The sequence below is a fragment of the Bifidobacterium sp. M0307 genome, assembly GCF_016100445.1.
GTDB classification, from domain to species: Bacteria; Actinomycetota; Actinomycetes; order Actinomycetales; family Bifidobacteriaceae; genus Bombiscardovia; species Bombiscardovia coryneformis.
In genome coordinates, this window is record NZ_JACFSL010000001.1 from 1,464,120 (window position 1) to 1,479,575 (window position 15,456).

Below are 15,456 nucleotides of genomic sequence, written 5' to 3' on the forward strand. Positions count from 1 at the left end.
GGACTCGCTTACGCCCGCCATGGAATACCCCGTCTTTTCTTGGACCGGACCAGTGACTGAGCTACGCTAGAAGGTATGGAACTTCATGTACTGGAACACCCGCTGATTGAGCACAAGCTGACCGTACTGCGGGACAAGAACACCCCCTCGAACACCTTCCGTGAACTGGTCAGCGAGCTGGTCATGCTGGAGGCCTATGAGGCCACCCGCAATCTCGACATCGAAGACCGCCAGATCGAAACCCCCGTGGCACCCATGGTGGGCAAGAAGCTCTGCTCCCCTCGCCCCATGGTCGTTCCCGTGCTGCGCGCGGGCCTGGGCATGCTCGACGGCATGACCCGCCTTCTGCCGACCGCCGAGGTCGGGTTCCTGGGCATGAAGCGCGACGAGAGCACCCTGGACATCGTCACCTACGCCAACCGCCTGCCCGAGGACCTCTCCGGTCGCCAGTGCTTCCTCCTGGACCCGATGCTGGCCACCGGCGGCACCCTGGTCGCCGCCACCCACTATCTGGCAGAACGCGGCGCCAAGGATGTGACCGCCATCAACATCCTGGCCGCTCCGGAGGGCCTGGAGCGCCTGAAGCAGGACGTTGACCCCAGCATCAATCTGAAGGTCGTGGTCTGCGCAGTCGATCAGAAACTCAACGAGCACGCCTATATCGTCCCCGGCCTGGGCGATGCCGGCGACCGTCTCTACGGCGTCATCGACTGAACCAAGCGTCGATAGGGCGGAATCTCAACCATCGCGATAGATTCCGCCCTGATTGCACTGAAGGTGCCACCATCCCCGCATAGGGTGGTGGCACCTTTTTGCGATTGGGCTTGGCCCTGGCCGCCGTGGTCTCCGGACTTTACGGCCGGTTCAGTTCCCGGGCAGATAAGACTCGAAGATGATTCCATCGAAGTCCGGGCGGGACTCCTCCTGAGCCCGCTCGGAGCGAACGGTCCAGGCGACTGGTGTTCCGCCGAGGAACCGGTAGATGCGCATGGGCAGGGAATGCCCGCCATGCCATTCATAAGCCACGAAGTCCGGGCGCCCCAGCCAATTGAAGAGGAGGGAACCGGCCATCCACCGCAGGGCCGAATCAGGAGAATCCACCCTACCGCGATAGGGAACCGCCAGCTGCCCCCGGGTCACCTCCGGCCTGTGCTTCCGATACCAGGCGAGGGCAAGGACGTTGAAGGATTCAATGACATAGTCCCCCTGATAACCAGACAGGAGGACGTCGGTCTTGCGCATGAGTTCCCGGTCCAGCCCCCGATCCATCTTGATTTCGACGACCAGCGGCACCTGGCCGTCCACCAGGGCAAGCACATCGGACAGGAGCGGCACGTATTGGGCCTCAGGGCTTCCGGCGCTCGTCTCAGCTGATTTCCCGCCTTGGACCGTCGCTCCGGAGCGGAGGGGAATCCGTTGCAATTCCGCATAGGTCAGATCCGCCACGGCACGATTGTCGCCCGCCACCCGTCGCAGGTCCCCATCATGGATGACCACCACCTGACCGTCGCGACTCAGATGCACGTCCAACTCGATACCGTAACCGGCCTTGCACGCGGCTTCGAAGGCCGCCAGGGAGTTCTCGGGCGCCACCACCTTGTTGTCAGCGGCCCGCACCTCCGCCGTCAGACACTCATGGACCCGATTCCGATAGGCCTCCTGCCCGGGACTGAGCTCGGCGGACTCCATACCCGATCCGGCATCATGCAATCCCCGATGGGCATAGGGCTTCCGGGAAAGACCGACGGGTTTCCTCCGACCGGTCACCACCGGCAAACCGGGTGCCAAAGCCCAGCACCACGCCCCCAAGGTCCCGAGTCCCAGACCCAGAGCGGCCTTGCCGACTGAATGTCTCTTCGACCCCATCATCGCCTCCTGCCAACGGATGTATCACCACCCACGCTAGCATCGCGCAAATGCATATGTGCGATGAGGGGAATCCGATTCAGACGGCTACCGCCACACCGGCCTCACCTGGGTCTTGATACGGCTATCCTGCTGGCCTGCTCGGCCAGGGAATCCAGACGGGCCAGTTCCTGCCTGGCGTCCTCGGTCATGGCCTGCTTCATCTGGTCCAGAGAGCCTTCGCCATACCGTCCATCGGCGGCCGCCCCTATCAGATAGTCCGTGATGGCCGGGTTCTTGGGAAGGAGGGAACCATGCATATAGGTGCCAATCACCTTGTTTCGGCGGGCACCCTCGGTGTGGTCCTCGCCGTTGTTGCCGCGCCCCTCCTGGTCTACGGTCCCCAGAGGTTGGGTTCCCTCCCCCAGGTAGGTCAGACCCGAGTGGTTCTCATACCCGACCACCTGGCCGAAATCGGGACTGTGCTCAACCAGATTGCCAATCATCCGGTCCGACCTGGCCACGGTGTGCACGTCCAGGATGCCGATTCCCTCCAGGCGTTCATGGTCCGAGGTCTCGAAGTAATGGCCGAAAAGCTGATAGAGCCCGCAAATCATCAGCATGGGAGTGCCCCGATCGGCCAGGTCGGCGAGGAGGGAACCTCTCTTCTGGAGGTCCTGGATGATTCGCTCCTGGCCGTGGTCCTGCCCACCGCCGCCGAGAATCACATCGACCTGGTCAGGCCATGGGTCACCGGGATTGTAGTACCGGATCATAGGCCGGAACCCGTAGAGCTCAGCCCGCCGGGTCACGCTGAGGATGTTCCCGGAATCCCCGTAGATGTTCATGTCGCGATGGTACAGGGAGAGGACATGCAGGGGTGGGTGGTCCATGTTCGAAGTCCCCTTTCCATTTCCGGCAGATTCGCTCGACCGGGACTCATCCGCGCCCATCTGGGCCACCTCGGTGTCTTCCATGCTCATACCCCCACTCCGGCATCGCTGACCTCGGTCACACGGCCAAGCTCGGCCCGCAGACGCAGCATGGAGGTGTAGGTGCAGTAGATTCGCTTGGGCCGGCCGGAATGAGCATCCAGGAAGGCGGCCAGGGCCTTCTCCAGATCGGTATCGACCGCATCAACAGGTACCTGCTCATAGGCCAGGCGGAGGGCCATGTCATAGGCCCGGGTCCCAGAGACCATGGCAACACCGGACTTCCTAAGTGAGGCGAAATCCACATCCCAGAGCCAGCTCATATCGCGCCCGTCGGCATAGTCGTCGCGGATGGCAATCATCGTATCCCGTCCATCAGGGTCGAAGGAGGAAAGTGCCAGTCGGAATCCCATGGGGTTCTTGACCAGGACCAGTTCCACCGGCGCCCCCTCATAGGTAATGACCTCACCACGCCCGAAGGCCGGGGTCACCTGCGCCAGGGCCGCCATCAACCGGGCATCATCCGGCTCATTATCCGCCAGTACGGAACGGACAAGGGCAAGGGCCGCCGCGGCATTGTAGAGGTTGTATACACCCTCCAAGCGCACATCCGTCTCCAGCCGCCTGCCATCCACCCGGAAGACGGCCCGATGGTCCATGACCTTTTCCAGGACCACATCCGCAGGAAGAGAATGACCGGGCCTCGGGGAAGGAACATCTGCGTCCTCCCCGGGTGTCCCGGTCTCGGTCTGGGCATGCATGTCGTCATCAGTCGGGAAATAGGTCAGCAGGTCATCGGCCAGACCGAAATAGGCCACCCTGGTCCGGGCAGGGGTCTGCGCCGCTAGGGCGGAGATGCGCGGATCCTCACGATTCAGGACCACGGTGCCGGTGGTGGCCTCGGCCACTTGGGCCAGGAGGCCTGCGGTGGTATCGATTTCGCCGAACCGATCCAACTGGTCGCGCATGACGTTGAGGAGGAGGGCATGGCGGGGCTTGACCTGCCTGACGAAGTGGACCGCGTAGGCCTCGTCCAGCTCCAGAACGGCTATATCCGCATCCAACTTCCCACCCGGGCCGAGGGTGGAGACCAGGGATGAGACCACACCCCGGGTGAAGTTGGAGCCGGTCGGGTTGGTGAAGACCTTCAGACCGAGAGACTCAAGCATGGAGGCGACCATGCGGGTGGTGGTGGTCTTCCCGTTGGTTCCCGACACCAGGACCACGCCCCGGGGCAGACGGGAAAGGGTCCGGGCCAGGAAGGTGGGGTCGATCCGTTCGACCACCTTGCCCGGAAGGGCGGAGCCTCCGTGACGGGTAAGGCGGGAAAGGACGCGGACCGCCTTGCCTGCGGGCAGCGCCAGGAAGGAGTACCAGTGCCGGGAGGGGGTCCTGCCCACCTGTTTCCCCTCGCCCGTCGCGACCTGCCGAGCCATGATCAGACCCCTCCCTGCTGGTAATCCTGGGGCATGTCCTTGAACTTGGACTTTTCGCCCAGGAAGGCCAGCTGGAAGGTGTCGGTCGGGCCGTTACGGTGCTTGGCCAGGATGATATCGGCCTCGCCCGGGCGGTCCTCCTTGTCGTAGAAGTCTGGCCTGTGAACCAGGAAGACCGCATCGGCATCCTGCTCGATGGAGCCGGACTCACGCAGGTCGGACAGCATGGGCTTCTTATCGTTACGCATCTCGGGGCCTCGGTTGAGCTGGCTCAGGGCCACCACCGGAACCTCCAGCTCCTTGGCCAGGAGCTTCAGGGCGCGCGAGAAGTCGGAAACCTCCTGCTGACGAGACTCCACCCGCTTGCCCGAGGTCATCAGCTGAAGGTAGTCGATGACGACCAGCTTCAGGTCATTGGTCTGCTTGAGCCTGCGGCACTTGGCCCTGATCTCCATCAGGCTCATGTTGGGGGAATCATCCAGGAAGAGCGGGGCCTCCTGCAACTTGCTCCAGAAAGTGTTGAGGGTGTTCCAACGCTCAGGGGTGATGTCGTCGGCCCTGCGCAGGGCGACCAGGGGAATATCGGTTTCGGCCGAGATGATGCGCTGGGCCAACTCGGTCTTGCTCATCTCCAAGGAGAAGACAACGGTGGTCAGGTTGTTGTGAAGGGCGGCGGCACGGGCGAAGTCGATACCCAGGGTGGACTTACCCATGGCCGGGCGGCCTGCCACGACGACCATCTGCCCGGGCTGAAGACCCTGGGTCACATCGTCGATGCTCTTGAATCCGGTGGGCACACCACGCTCTGCATATCCGTTCTGCAGCTTGTCCAGCTGCTCCAGGGTGTCGTGGACCACCGGCCCGATGGCCTCGTAATCCTGACGGACCTTGCCCGAACTCATCTCGTAGACTTCGGCCTGTGCCATGTTGACGATGTCTTCAGCCTGGGACCCTTCAGCCGAGTACCCCAGCTGGGCAATCTTGGTACCAGCGGCGATGACGTTGCGAAGGATGGCCCTCTGGTGGACGATTTCGGCGTAGTAGGTAGCGTTCGCCGCCGTAGGGACCGAGGCCACCAGGGAGTGGAGGTAGTCGGTGCCGCCTATCTTGTCCAGGTCACCGGATTTGAGGAGTTCGTTGGCCACCAGAACAGCATCCACGGGCTGCGAGGCCGAGAAGAGGGTGATGATGGCCTCATAAATGGTCTGATGCTTGGGCTGGTAGAAGTCGGCCACGTCAATCATCTGACTGACCTCTCCGATGGCGTCCTTGCTCATCAGCATCCCGCCAAGGACGGCCATCTCGGCATCGTCGTCATGCGGGGGGACCCGATCGAAGATCACGTCACGCGAGCCGCCATCCTCTCGCAGCGGACGCTGCTCGGGGTGGGTGTAGTCGGTGGAGTTTTCAGAAACCATAGATTCGATTCTACGGACGGCACCTACCGCTTGCGAGGGTTCGGCAGGTTTTAGCCCAAGGCTTTTACGGGCCAGGCACAAAGGCTGGAAAACCCCTGGGACCGGTTCGGACCGCAAATACACCAGGAATCTTCGGCACCATTACTCCACATCCACAGGCATGTCGAGAGGGATGACCGTGTGAAGTGAGCTGGGCCACACCCCATTGTGCATAAAATAAAAGTTATCCACATTTTAGGCGTGTCATAGAGGATATATGTCTGACTTATCCACCTCATGGGTATAACTGTGTGGAAAACCTGGGGATAGAGTTCTCTCCGTCGGCTGGCAGTTGCGCCTGCTCTTCATCAGTGGTAGTGCCTCTTGCGTCAGCCACGATGAGGCCCCAACGGGAAGAGGACCGAAGCCCGGTTGTAGCATGGCATCCGTGACTTCATCAGACCAGGACCAGGCGAGGAACAAGCCCGACCGAAAACGCCAAGGCCGTTCCACCTATGCCGCGATAGCCTCTCTGGCCATCCCAACTTTCGGGCAGTTGATCGCCGAGCCCCTCTTCGTCATGATCGATACGGGCATCGTCGGTCACGTCAGCGACTCGGCCCTTGCGGGGCTTTCCATCGGATCGACCGTGGTCCTAACCACCGTGGGCCTCTGCGTCTTCCTGGCCTACGGGACCACCTCCCAGGTTGCTCGTCTGATGGGCGCGGGCCGCCGCAGGGAGGGGATGGAAATCGGAATCGACGGTATGTGGCTGGCCTTCATCATCGGGGTGGTGGTCTGTGCCATCCTGATGATCTTCAGCCGCCCGCTCTGCTCGGTCATGGGAGCTTCGGGGCAGGTCCTGGACGCCGCCCAGCAGTATCTGAATGCGCTGATATTCGGCCTGCCCGCCATGCTCCTGGTCTATGCAGCCAACGGTATCTTCCGCGGCCTGCAAAAGGTCAACATCACCCTGGTCGCCGCCATATCAGGGGCGATACTGAACACAATCCTGGAGGTGCTCTTCGTTTTCGGACTGCACATGGGCATCCTCGGATCCGGCCTGGCCACCCTGATCGCCGAGTGGTACATGGGTCTCTTCCTTACCATCCCGGCCCTGATCTGGGCCAGGCGAGAGGGGGCCAGCCTGCGGCCCCGGATGAGCGGGATAGCCAGCAGCATGGGCGACGGCTTCCCCCTCTTCCTGCGCACCCTGGCCCTGCGGGTCTGCCTGGTCATGACCGTGGTCGCGGCCGCCCACCTGGGCGAACGGGTCCTGGCAGCCTATCAGGGGGTCAACTCGGCGTGGAACTTCGGCCTGAACATGCTGGATGCCGTTGGCATCGCAGGGCAGTCCCTGGTGGCCACCGAACTGGGGGCCCATCACAAGGCACGGGCCCGGATGATGACGGACCTCTCGGCAAAGGCCGGCATGATCATGGGTGTTCTGGTGGGCCTGGTCATGATTGCCCTGGGACTCTTCGCCACCCCGCTCTTCAGTCCCACCCCCGCCATCCGCTCCCTGATAACCGTCGGCATGATCGTTCAGGGGGCCTTCATGCCCATAGCAGGCTGGATGTGGGCCCTGGACGGAATCCTGATCGGAGCCGAGGACTACCGGTATCTGGCCGCCACCTGCTCGCTCACAGCCCTGATCTACGTGGCTTGCCTGCTGGGGCTGACCAACCTGGCGCAGGACTGGGAGGACACCTGGCGGATCGCCATGCTGTGGGGGGCAATCAACATCCTCTTCATCGGCATCCGTGCCATCTTCAACGGTCTGAGAGCCCGAACGGATACATGGATGGACCAGGCCTTGGTGGCCGACTGACCCCATCTCGCCCGGCGTATCCCCTCCCTGCCGCAACAACCGGACTCCGCCCGGACGCAGTGCGCCATTGCACGCCCCGCTCAACGCTCCGATTGCAGGGACAGCCAAAATACGAAAACCGCCGACCGAGCCCCTACCGGGACCTGGTCGGCGGTCATCCATCAGCCAGCGCCACCCTCAGATGGCGGCGGCACCTGTTTCACCCGTCCTGACACGGGTGACTGAATCCAGGGACTGGACCCAGACCTTCCCGTCACCAATCGTGTCGGTGCCCGCGGTCTGGACGATGACATCCACCAGGGACTGCGCCTTGGCGTCATCGGACAGCACTTCCACACGAATCTTGGGAATCAGGTCAACCGTGTAGGTGGCACCGCGGTAGACCTCCTTGTGCCCACCCTGGCGACCGTAGCCGTTTGCGGAGGAGACGGTCATGCCATGAACACCCGCCTGGGAGAGTGCCTCTTTGACGTCTTCCAACTTCTGAGGCTGGAGAATTGCCGTTATCAGCTTCATGTCTCTACACTCCTTTGATGATTAATTGGCGGACAGGGCGAATTCGTAAGCGCTCTCACCCTGGTCGCTCTGGTCGACACCGACAACCTCTTCCTTGTCGCTGACGCGCCAGCCGACGGTCTTCTCAAGGGCGAAGGCGATGACCCCGGTCACGACCGCGGCGTAAATCATGGCGATCAGCGCCACCAGGAACTGTACCAGCAGCTGCCTGTAGTCGCCACCAGCCAGAAGACCTGTCCCCGCACCAAAGAGCCCGACCATGAGGGTGCCGAGCACACCGCCCACACCGTGGATACCGACCACATCGAGGGAGTCGTCATAGTTGAACCGGAACTTGAGACCGCAGGCGAAGCAGCAGACCACACCGGCCACCAGGCCCATGACGATGGCCCAGAGGGGGGAAACCACATCGGCTGCCGGAGTGATGGCAACCAGGCCGGCAATCATGCCCGAGGCCGCGCCCATGGCGGTGTAGTGCCCGGAACGGATCTTCTCGGTGAAGAGCCACCCCAGGGTGGCCGCAGAGGCGGCGATGGTGGTGGAGACCCAGGAGTACCCGGCGGTGCCGTTGGCCGCGAAAGCGGATCCGGCGTTGAATCCGAACCAGCCGAACCAAAGCAGGAAGGCGCCCAGCATGACCATGGGCACGTTGTGGGGACGCATAGGCTCCTTCTTGAAGCCAATCCTCCGCCCGATGATCATGACGATGACCAGGGCCGCCACTGCCGCATTGATGTGAATGACCGTACCGCCGGCGAAGTCGTGCGCCGGGGCACCGATGGCGTTGGAGATGGCACCGTCAGCCGAGAGGAGACCGTCGTTCCAGACCATGTGGGCCATGGGGGCATAGTCCAAGGTGATCCAGAGGGCCACGAAAATCATCCAGGTGCTGACCTTGATGCGCTCTGCCAGGGCGCCGGAAATCAGGGCCACGCAGATCATGGCGAAGGCGACCTGGAAGGCGATATCGATGGTGTGGGGATAGGGGGCGTCTTTCAGATCGACCGAGGTGAAAATCCCATCCTTGGCCGTGACCGTGTCCTTGAGGAGGAAGCCGGTGACCGGGTCACCGAAGATTCCACCCACATCCTTGCCCGCGTATGCAATCGACCAGCCCCAGAGGGTCCAGATGATGCCTGTGACGGCGATGGCCACCGTTGACATCATCAGCATGTTCAGCACAGCCTTGGCCCGGACCATACCTCCATAGAAGAAGGCCACTGCGGGGGTCATCAAGAAGACCATGGCCGCGGCCATCAACATCCATGCAGCATTTCCCGAATCCATGCTCACACCTCTCTTTCCACGCCCGGAGCCGTCAAGTCCCGCGTCGCGGCGGGCGGACCCGGACGACGCCAATCGTCGTTCATCTTCAAGGTCATAGAACAGCCAAAGGGTTTCATCCAGGTCAACCGTTCGTTTCCCATCAGTAACCTGGACCGGGAAACCGTAACCGGAACGTAATCCCCGGTATTCCTGTCCAACCTTCGTTCAACCCGGTTCAGAGCAGGCCGGCAGGGCTTCACTCCTCGCCCAGAATCCCATCCACGAAGGACTCGGGATTGAAGGGGGAAAGATCATCGGGCCCCTCGCCCAGACCAACCAGCTTGACCGGCACGCCCAGCTCCCGCTGAACGGAGATTACGATACCACCCTTGGCCGAACCGTCGAGCTTGGTCAGGACGATGCCCGTTACACCGATGGCCTCCGCAAAGACCCTGGCCTGGATCATGCCGTTCTGCCCGGTGGTCGCATCCAGGACCAGGAGGACCTCCTCCACGGGGAGGTTCTTCTCGATCACGCGGCGGATCTTGCCCAGCTCATCCATCAGGTTGGCCTTGTTCTGAAGCCTGCCGGCGGTGTCCACAATCAGGACGTCGGCACCCATCTCCTTGGCCTTGGATGAAGCCTCGAAGGCAACCGAGGCCGGGTCGGCACCCTCCTTGTCGCTGCGGACGACCGGAACACCCACCTTGCTGCCCCATGTTTCCAGCTGGTCGGCGGCTGCGGCGCGGAAGGTGTCGGCGGCCCCCATGACCACGGTCTTGCCATCGGCAACGAAGAGGCGTGCCAGTTTGCCGGCCGTCGTGGTCTTGCCGGTTCCATTGACCCCGACCATGATGATGACCGAGGGTTTGCCGGTTTCGGGCTTATCGGCCTCCAGGGTTCGGTCCATGCCGGGATCCACCAGGTCGATCAACCGCTTCCTGAGACCAGCGCGAACCGCCTTGGGATCCCTCTCACCACTGACCCGGGCATCCGAGCGCAGCTGATCGACCAGCTGCTCACTGGCCTCAGCCCCGACATCCGCCATGAGCAGGGTGTCTTCGACCTCCTCCCAGTCGGATTCACTCAGATGGTCCTTGGTGAGGATGGCAAAAAGTGCCTTCCCGAAAGGGTTGGGGCTCTTCGCCAGTTTGGCCTTGAGCCTGGTCATACGCGAGGCAGAAGACTCCGGTTCCAGAGACGCCCCGCTCTTCGAGGGTTCCCCGTCCTGGCCCCTTGCGGTATCTCCTGATGCCCGCGTGCCCCCGTCGGAACCCTTTTCGGTCCTGCCCGGGACCTCTTGCTGCTTCGCCGGATTCGAATCGGATCCTGCGGGCTGCGAGCCGTCCCCGTTCTTGTGCCGGGACTTGGACAGGAGACATACCCCTGCCACGACCAGGGCCAGAACGACGACAAGTGCTATGGCTATAAACAGGTAGGACGTAGTCATACCGACAAGATTAGGGTCGCGAACGGACACGGGGAAGGCAAGACGCATAGCCCGTCACTTGTTCAGCTGGGAAGCCGGGCAACGGACCGGATACCGGGTAACCACATCCGCAATTCTCTCGACGACGGGTGAAGGAGACCGCTCCCGTATCTTATGCCGTCAAGGGAGAGGGTGATTCCCTGAGACGACCTGTCAGGCGGTGGGGCCGACCGCCGGTATGACATCCGACGTTACCGCCACCGGCTCACCGGCCTGTGCGGATTCTTCGACGATGAATCCTTCGAACCCATCGTCCGTATGCGGTTTCAGAGGCGTGACCAAGTTCCCCTCATTGGTCTGCCAGAGCTCGATCTCGTCCGTAAAGTCCGAAGACAAAAGCGCTCTCATTTCCACCACCGAGGCGGAGTTGACATATACCGGGCACTTGATGGAACCTGGCCTACCCTCCTTGGAGCCCTCCGCGCTTCCGTCCGGGTTGGGAATAAAGGAGAGCCTGCCTCCACCGATGCGGGGCAACCTGTCCTCACGCCGCCGCCCGGCACCCCTGAACACACGCTCATTCAAAGACTGGGAGAAGGCGCGATTCGCTGATTCCCCGCGCGCCAGACGCAGGACGTAGACGATGAATGCCACCACTACCAGCACCCATATGAGCACAATCACCCAGACCATGGTCTCATTCTCTCAGACGGAGATGCCGATGTGGTGGCAATGGTTGAATATGCCAACCTATTTCACAAGCTGACCCGCGATGCTCCACGCTGTGGACCATGCCCGCGGCGGCCGACCGGCAGACCATATACTGGGCATGAGCACACCTAGGCAAGGAGCCGCCATGACAAACGCCATCGTACTGATTACGGTCCAGTCCGACAGAATCAACGAAGTGGCACGTGCCATTGTCGAAATCGACGGGGTCAAGGATGTCTATTCCGTGGCTGGAGAGGTCGACCTGGTGGCCGTGGTCTCCACCGGCAAGTTCGACGATCTGACCGCCGTCATCCCCGGTGGCATCGCCAAGGTACCCGGCGTGACCGGAACCCAGACCCTTACGGCCTTCCGCACATATTCCCGTGAAGACATGGACGCCGCCTACGACCTCGGCCTGGACTGATTCACTGACCCTCGACGGTTATCGGAACTGCTCGCGGCTCGTGGGTCCGCCTCTGCGCAGATCACCTACATGAGCGGACGGACCCGTACCTTATAAGTCAATCCAGTACCGCTGAATTCCAAGCCCGTTTGCTGTATATCGGGTGTCTTCCAGCCTGCCGCCATTTGACAGGATGGTCTGTCGGCTGCCCTCATTATGTTCGTCGCAGGTGACCAGAACCCTGGCCAGCCCTTCCTGCCGAGCCACACCCAGGCAGTCTGCCAACATTTGATTGGCGTACCCACGACGCCGCCTGTCCGGGCGGACCGAATAGCCGATATTTCCTCCCAGCTCCAGCAGATAATCATTCAAATCGAGGCGCAACTGAATCATCCCGACCAGGGTCCCATCAGACTCCAAGGCCAGGAATTGCAAGGCCGGCACGTATCCCGGAGGCAGGTTTTCCCCCTCGGCCTCATTGACGACCTGGGGCAACCAGTGCCGCCTGACCTGCTCAAGCGACGTGCAGTCCTCCAGACACCCCAGACCAGCCAGTTCATCACCGGCTACGGCCTTGCATGCCTGCATGTACTCCCATGCCTCGTCGGCATACCCCGTCGAAGCCGCATCGAGACGAATCAATCGAATAGCCATACCCGCTCCTTGATTAGCCAACCATTCTACACGCCGCGAAACGGAGCCGTGACTGCTCTTCTTTCCGCCATCTCATCTGACACCACACCTCGGAAGAAACCGCGAGATTGGAAAATATCGTCCCAGCCGTGTATTTTTGTTGTGTTGCCCCTCTGGCTCAATGGTTAGAGCAGCGTCCTTTTAAGTCGTGGGTTGTGGGTTCGAGTCCCACGGGGGGCACCATTCGCTTCGCGTCCGCGACCCGATTCAGGGGCGGACTGGTCACCAGGCTTGTATGAGCTTGCTCGACCGCGCTGGGTGAGTTCCAGCAACTGGCCCACTTCTCGCCCACGACGTTCTATGTCCTCAACCATTGCTCGATCGTCCAAGAGATCCCCGAGCGTAACCCCAAGCTCGTCAGCGATGATTACTGCGTCCCTTACGCTGATTCTTCCTGGCTTGTTAATCTTCTGGGACATGCCCGCCGTGGTTATTCCGAACTTCTTTGCCAACACTGTCTGCGTAACGTTTTGCGATTTAGCCAGAAGCAGCTTGATGTTGAACCGGAGCACACTGTCCTCATAGTCTGCATGGTCTGATTCCCCAGTTAACGTCGGCATCACTATCTGCGAAGTCATCGCATCTCCTGACCTTTGAATTTGCTCTATTTGAGCATTAATCGTAACTACCGGTTTGCACTAAGTCAAACTTAACGTTAGGATGTAACTGTCAAGTACATTTATCTGATGGAGACCGCATGTCAAACATGAAGAAATGGCTCAAGGATCATGGGATACCGTATTCCTCGCTTGCGGTCCTGTTAGGCCAGTCATCCGCAAATATCAGCAACAAGGTCAACGGCATCACGCCTTGGCAGGAGAAAGACCTGCTGAAAATCAATGAGCAGTATGGTCTGTCAGCCGATTTTGTCATCAATCTACCCAGGCCAGTCCAAGAAATGGAGGTGGCATAGAAAAGGCTCCGGACTGCAATCCGGAGCCAGTATGTGCAACAACCCATCGAAGCATCTCGCTCTATTCCTGGCAGAATTCCGAGATTCTTCACTCTTTTAGGAGCGTCATCACACATGTACGACTTTACCAATGCCGCGCGGCGCGAGGCATATCTCTATGGTAGTGCGGGTTTCCCGCAAAACGGGTCCCAACGAGAAATTTACCCCCCGAGAGGGTTCGACGGGCGACGGGGTTCGAGCGTCGTCATCCGTCGCAAAGCGGACGTCCGGGTGGGCGACACCGTGTACCTGCGCATGGATGGCAGGGTCTTCCCCTACGGTCGGGTCACGGACATCACCTCAAACCCCAGCCGGCCATTTGTGTTCGATCATGGTTACGTCCCGGTCCTGGCCGAAGGCATCCGGTTCGCATACGCCGTACGGTTCCTGATGGTCTCGCATCCGGTCTTTGGCGGTTCTCGGGGGGATGAAGACAGGTGAGCTGGCAGGCGACCACCTGGGCATTGCGGGAGGCCCCCGTGGGTGGCGACACGACGGCCAGGCTACTGCTGGTGGCCCTGGCGGACCGTGCCCACCCCGACGGGTCGGCCGCATGGCCGAGCGTGCGGACGCTAACAAAGGAACTGCAAATAAGCGAGAGGACCATCAGGCGCAAGCTGGCGGAGCTGGAGAAGGCCGGCGTGATCCGCCGGGGAAACCAGGGCCTGTCCATGTGCGACGAGCACGGGCACGCCATCGAGGCCAGGTACCGTCCCGTGGTTTGGGACCTGTGCATGGGGGTGGAACCCGAACCCGTCGCCGAGGTCAAGAAAACCAGGGGTGACAAATTGGCACCCCTGCAAAAAGGGCGGAACGAAGCCGATTCCGAGGACACCGACAGCCAAGGTAAGGACCCGCAGACCAGGGGTGACAAATTGACACCCCTGACACCGGGACCGGAGACCAGGGGTGACACCGGAGGTACCTCAGGGGTGACACCCGTGGCAGACAAACCAATAAACAATAAACCTATATCCCCTTTGTCCCCTAAAGGGGACATCTCCCCAGGGGGAGCCGAGCCTTCAAATGGTCATCTCCTCAGCACCGGCCTTGCAGCCCTGCTCGAAAGCCGGCACATCCCGGCCCCGGCCGACAGCCGGCGCGAACGCCAGGCCGCCAGACGGCTGGCCGCCCGGCACGGGGTCGATGCCTGCCTGGACCTGGCCCGGTGGGCCTTGGACGGACCAGACGGGTTCTGGCGGCCCGTCATCGTCTCCTGCAAGGCCCTGGATAAGCACTGGACCACGCTCACGCTCCAGCGGGACCGACCCAGCAAATCCGGCCGAGGCGGCATCAAGCCGCCGCCAGATGGCAACATCCCCGTCAGGGTCACCACCGGCTTGGCCGCCAGGGTGCCGGTGTACAAGTCTCGCCCATGGAAAATGGACACCTTGCGCGACCACATCGATGGCGGGGTCGAGCTGGACAACTGCCCCTGCTGTGCAGAGGACGAACGAAACCGTGAATGGCACGCCGTGGGACTGCGCAGGAGCCAAGAGCGCAGACCCGAACCGGAGCCGACCCCGAAACCCGAACCATGGAGGCAGGAATGGAATTTCATAGGATCGCGGCACAACCAATGACCACAGGCCTGTGCAGCCGCGTCACCGACGAGAGAGTGGCCGCCTGGACCCCGACCGGGCGGGGCAGCCACAGGACCAAGTCCCAAATCCGCAACGCCACCCGAATCTGCATGCAGTGCCCGGCGCTCCTCCAGTGCGTCGCCTACGCCCTGGTCTACGCCCCGGGCGACGACGAGACCCTCCGTGGCGGACTGCGCAGGAGAGGTCTCCAGACCCTGGCCAGGATGATGCGCCGGGACGGCCTGGACATGCGCAGACGCAAGGACGGCAAAGCGGACCGCTACCGGCAGGCCATCGCCTGGCTTGAACGTAATCCCTGGGCCATCCCCGAAGCCAGGAGGCAGAGCCTCACCCGCTTCAGGGCCACAGACGCACGGCAGGCCCCGGAAAGGACCACCAGGCGGCAGACCTCCCCCGCATGAATCCACCGGGCGGCGGCCGGCCGGCAAACCGGACGGTCCC

The 15,456-nt window shown here is 61.8% G+C and carries 15 protein-coding genes, 1 tRNA gene and 2 pseudogenes; 8 read left to right on the forward strand and 10 right to left on the reverse strand.

What is annotated here, in order from left to right; genetic code table 11:
- Window positions 1–75 precede the first annotated feature (75 nt).
- Window positions 76–714 (forward strand): uracil phosphoribosyltransferase, encoded by a 639-nt coding sequence (gene upp / locus H3V08_RS06125; protein ID WP_033491129.1) that lies wholly within the window; start codon window positions 76–78, stop codon window positions 712–714.
- Window positions 715–864: 150 nt separating this feature from the next.
- Here upp and H3V08_RS06130 read toward each other — a convergent pair whose 3' ends face one another.
- The 4 genes from H3V08_RS06130 to dnaB form a co-directional block, all read right to left on the reverse strand.
- Window positions 865–1,866 (reverse strand): glycerophosphodiester phosphodiesterase family protein, encoded by a 1,002-nt coding sequence (locus H3V08_RS06130; protein ID WP_232340154.1) that lies wholly within the window; start codon window positions 1,864–1,866, stop codon window positions 865–867.
- A gap of 104 nt (window positions 1,867–1,970) precedes the next feature.
- Window positions 1,971–2,738, reverse strand: coding sequence for a type 1 glutamine amidotransferase (locus tag H3V08_RS06135; RefSeq protein ID WP_198182146.1), 768 nt, complete (start codon window positions 2,736–2,738; stop codon window positions 1,971–1,973).
- 86 nt (window positions 2,739–2,824) lie between these two features.
- A complete protein-coding gene (locus tag H3V08_RS06140; protein WP_198181942.1) occupies window positions 2,825–4,213 on the reverse strand; it encodes a Mur ligase family protein in 1,389 nt (462 codons plus the stop codon).
- Between the two features lie 2 nt (window positions 4,214–4,215).
- Window positions 4,216–5,631, reverse strand: a complete 1,416-nt coding sequence (dnaB, locus tag H3V08_RS06145; RefSeq protein WP_232340155.1) for a replicative DNA helicase — start codon at window positions 5,629–5,631, stop codon at window positions 4,216–4,218.
- 427 nt (window positions 5,632–6,058) lie between these two features.
- On the opposite strand from dnaB, the gene H3V08_RS06150 reads away from it, so the two are divergent.
- The gene (locus H3V08_RS06150) at window positions 6,059–7,441 is read left to right on the forward strand and encodes an MATE family efflux transporter (RefSeq protein WP_442859350.1); all 1,383 of its coding nucleotides are present in this window, start codon (window positions 6,059–6,061) and stop codon (window positions 7,439–7,441) included.
- 177 nt (window positions 7,442–7,618) lie between these two features.
- Here H3V08_RS06150 and H3V08_RS06155 read toward each other — a convergent pair whose 3' ends face one another.
- The 4 genes and pseudogenes from H3V08_RS06155 to H3V08_RS06170 all read right to left on the reverse strand — a co-directional run bounded on the left by H3V08_RS06155 (window position 7,619) and on the right by H3V08_RS06170 (window position 11,345).
- Window positions 7,619–7,957, reverse strand: coding sequence for a P-II family nitrogen regulator (locus H3V08_RS06155; RefSeq protein WP_198181945.1), 339 nt, complete (start codon window positions 7,955–7,957; stop codon window positions 7,619–7,621).
- Window positions 7,958–7,978: 21 nt separating this feature from the next.
- A complete protein-coding gene (locus H3V08_RS06160) occupies window positions 7,979–9,244 on the reverse strand; it encodes an ammonium transporter (RefSeq protein WP_198181947.1) in 1,266 nt (421 codons plus the stop codon).
- Between the two features lie 235 nt (window positions 9,245–9,479).
- A pseudogene (gene ftsY, locus H3V08_RS06165) lies at window positions 9,480–10,415 on the reverse strand (signal recognition particle-docking protein FtsY); the annotation flags it as partial.
- A gap of 450 nt (window positions 10,416–10,865) precedes the next feature.
- Window positions 10,866–11,345, reverse strand: a complete 480-nt coding sequence (locus tag H3V08_RS06170) for a hypothetical protein (protein WP_198181950.1) — start codon at window positions 11,343–11,345, stop codon at window positions 10,866–10,868.
- Between the two features lie 163 nt (window positions 11,346–11,508).
- Here H3V08_RS06170 and H3V08_RS06175 point away from each other — a divergent pair, with 163 nt between their 5' ends.
- Window positions 11,509–11,787 (forward strand): Lrp/AsnC family transcriptional regulator, encoded by a 279-nt coding sequence (locus tag H3V08_RS06175; protein ID WP_033491119.1) that lies wholly within the window; start codon window positions 11,509–11,511, stop codon window positions 11,785–11,787.
- 90 nt (window positions 11,788–11,877) lie between these two features.
- Here H3V08_RS06175 and H3V08_RS06180 read toward each other — a convergent pair whose 3' ends face one another.
- Window positions 11,878–12,420 carry a GNAT family N-acetyltransferase gene (locus H3V08_RS06180; protein ID WP_198181952.1) on the reverse strand — a complete coding sequence of 181 codons (543 nt, stop codon included), beginning with the start codon at window positions 12,418–12,420 and terminating at the stop codon, window positions 11,878–11,880.
- A gap of 146 nt (window positions 12,421–12,566) precedes the next feature.
- Here H3V08_RS06180 and H3V08_RS06185 point away from each other — a divergent pair.
- Window positions 12,567–12,642 (forward strand) — tRNA-Lys (locus tag H3V08_RS06185).
- Window positions 12,643–12,794: 152 nt separating this feature from the next.
- Here the strand turns inward: H3V08_RS06185 and H3V08_RS07685 are convergent.
- A pseudogene (locus H3V08_RS07685) lies at window positions 12,795–13,037 on the reverse strand (helix-turn-helix domain-containing protein); the annotation flags it as partial.
- 119 nt (window positions 13,038–13,156) lie between these two features.
- On the opposite strand from H3V08_RS07685, the gene H3V08_RS06195 reads away from it, so the two are divergent.
- The 4 genes from H3V08_RS06195 to H3V08_RS06210 all read left to right on the forward strand — a co-directional run bounded on the left by H3V08_RS06195 (window position 13,157) and on the right by H3V08_RS06210 (window position 15,416).
- Window positions 13,157–13,372, forward strand: coding sequence for an XRE family transcriptional regulator (locus H3V08_RS06195; RefSeq protein WP_198181954.1), 216 nt, complete (start codon window positions 13,157–13,159; stop codon window positions 13,370–13,372).
- A gap of 270 nt (window positions 13,373–13,642) precedes the next feature.
- Complete coding sequence (locus tag H3V08_RS06200) at window positions 13,643–13,852, forward strand: hypothetical protein (RefSeq protein ID WP_198181955.1); 210 nt, start codon at window positions 13,643–13,645, stop codon at window positions 13,850–13,852.
- Window positions 13,849–14,994, forward strand: coding sequence for a helix-turn-helix domain-containing protein (locus tag H3V08_RS06205; RefSeq protein WP_198181957.1), 1,146 nt, complete (start codon window positions 13,849–13,851; stop codon window positions 14,992–14,994). Before H3V08_RS06200 ends, H3V08_RS06205 begins: the two co-directional genes overlap by 4 nt.
- Window positions 14,961–15,416, forward strand: coding sequence for a WhiB family transcriptional regulator (locus H3V08_RS06210; protein WP_198181959.1), 456 nt, complete (start codon window positions 14,961–14,963; stop codon window positions 15,414–15,416). The genes H3V08_RS06205 and H3V08_RS06210 overlap by 34 nt, the downstream gene beginning before the upstream one ends.
- The last annotated feature ends 40 nt before the right edge of the window (window positions 15,417–15,456 follow it).

Excerpts from the sequence above, each read along its gene's own strand:
- H3V08_RS06155 (WP_198181945.1), bottom strand. The coding sequence starts at position 7,957 with ATGAAGCTGATAACGGCAATTCTCCAGCCTCAGAAGTTGGAAGACGTC.
- H3V08_RS06130 (WP_232340154.1), bottom strand. The coding sequence starts at position 1,866 with ATGGGGTCGAAGAGACATTCAGTCGGCAAGGCCGCTCTGGGTCTGGGA.
- dnaB (WP_232340155.1), bottom strand. The coding sequence starts at position 5,631 with ATGGTTTCTGAAAACTCCACCGACTACACCCACCCCGAGCAGCGTCCG.
- H3V08_RS06170 (WP_198181950.1), bottom strand. The coding sequence starts at position 11,345 with ATGGTCTGGGTGATTGTGCTCATATGGGTGCTGGTAGTGGTGGCATTC.
- H3V08_RS06140 (WP_198181942.1), bottom strand. The coding sequence starts at position 4,213 with ATGGCTCGGCAGGTCGCGACGGGCGAGGGGAAACAGGTGGGCAGGACC.
- H3V08_RS06160 (WP_198181947.1), bottom strand. The coding sequence starts at position 9,244 with ATGGATTCGGGAAATGCTGCATGGATGTTGATGGCCGCGGCCATGGTC.
- H3V08_RS06135 (WP_198182146.1), bottom strand. The coding sequence starts at position 2,738 with ATGGACCACCCACCCCTGCATGTCCTCTCCCTGTACCATCGCGACATG.
- H3V08_RS06180 (WP_198181952.1), bottom strand. The coding sequence starts at position 12,420 with ATGGCTATTCGATTGATTCGTCTCGATGCGGCTTCGACGGGGTATGCC.
- upp (WP_033491129.1), top strand. The coding sequence starts at position 76 with ATGGAACTTCATGTACTGGAACACCCGCTGATTGAGCACAAGCTGACC.
- H3V08_RS06195 (WP_198181954.1), top strand. The coding sequence starts at position 13,157 with ATGTCAAACATGAAGAAATGGCTCAAGGATCATGGGATACCGTATTCC.
- H3V08_RS06175 (WP_033491119.1), top strand. The coding sequence starts at position 11,509 with ATGACAAACGCCATCGTACTGATTACGGTCCAGTCCGACAGAATCAAC.
- H3V08_RS06210 (WP_198181959.1), top strand. The coding sequence starts at position 14,961 with ATGGAATTTCATAGGATCGCGGCACAACCAATGACCACAGGCCTGTGC.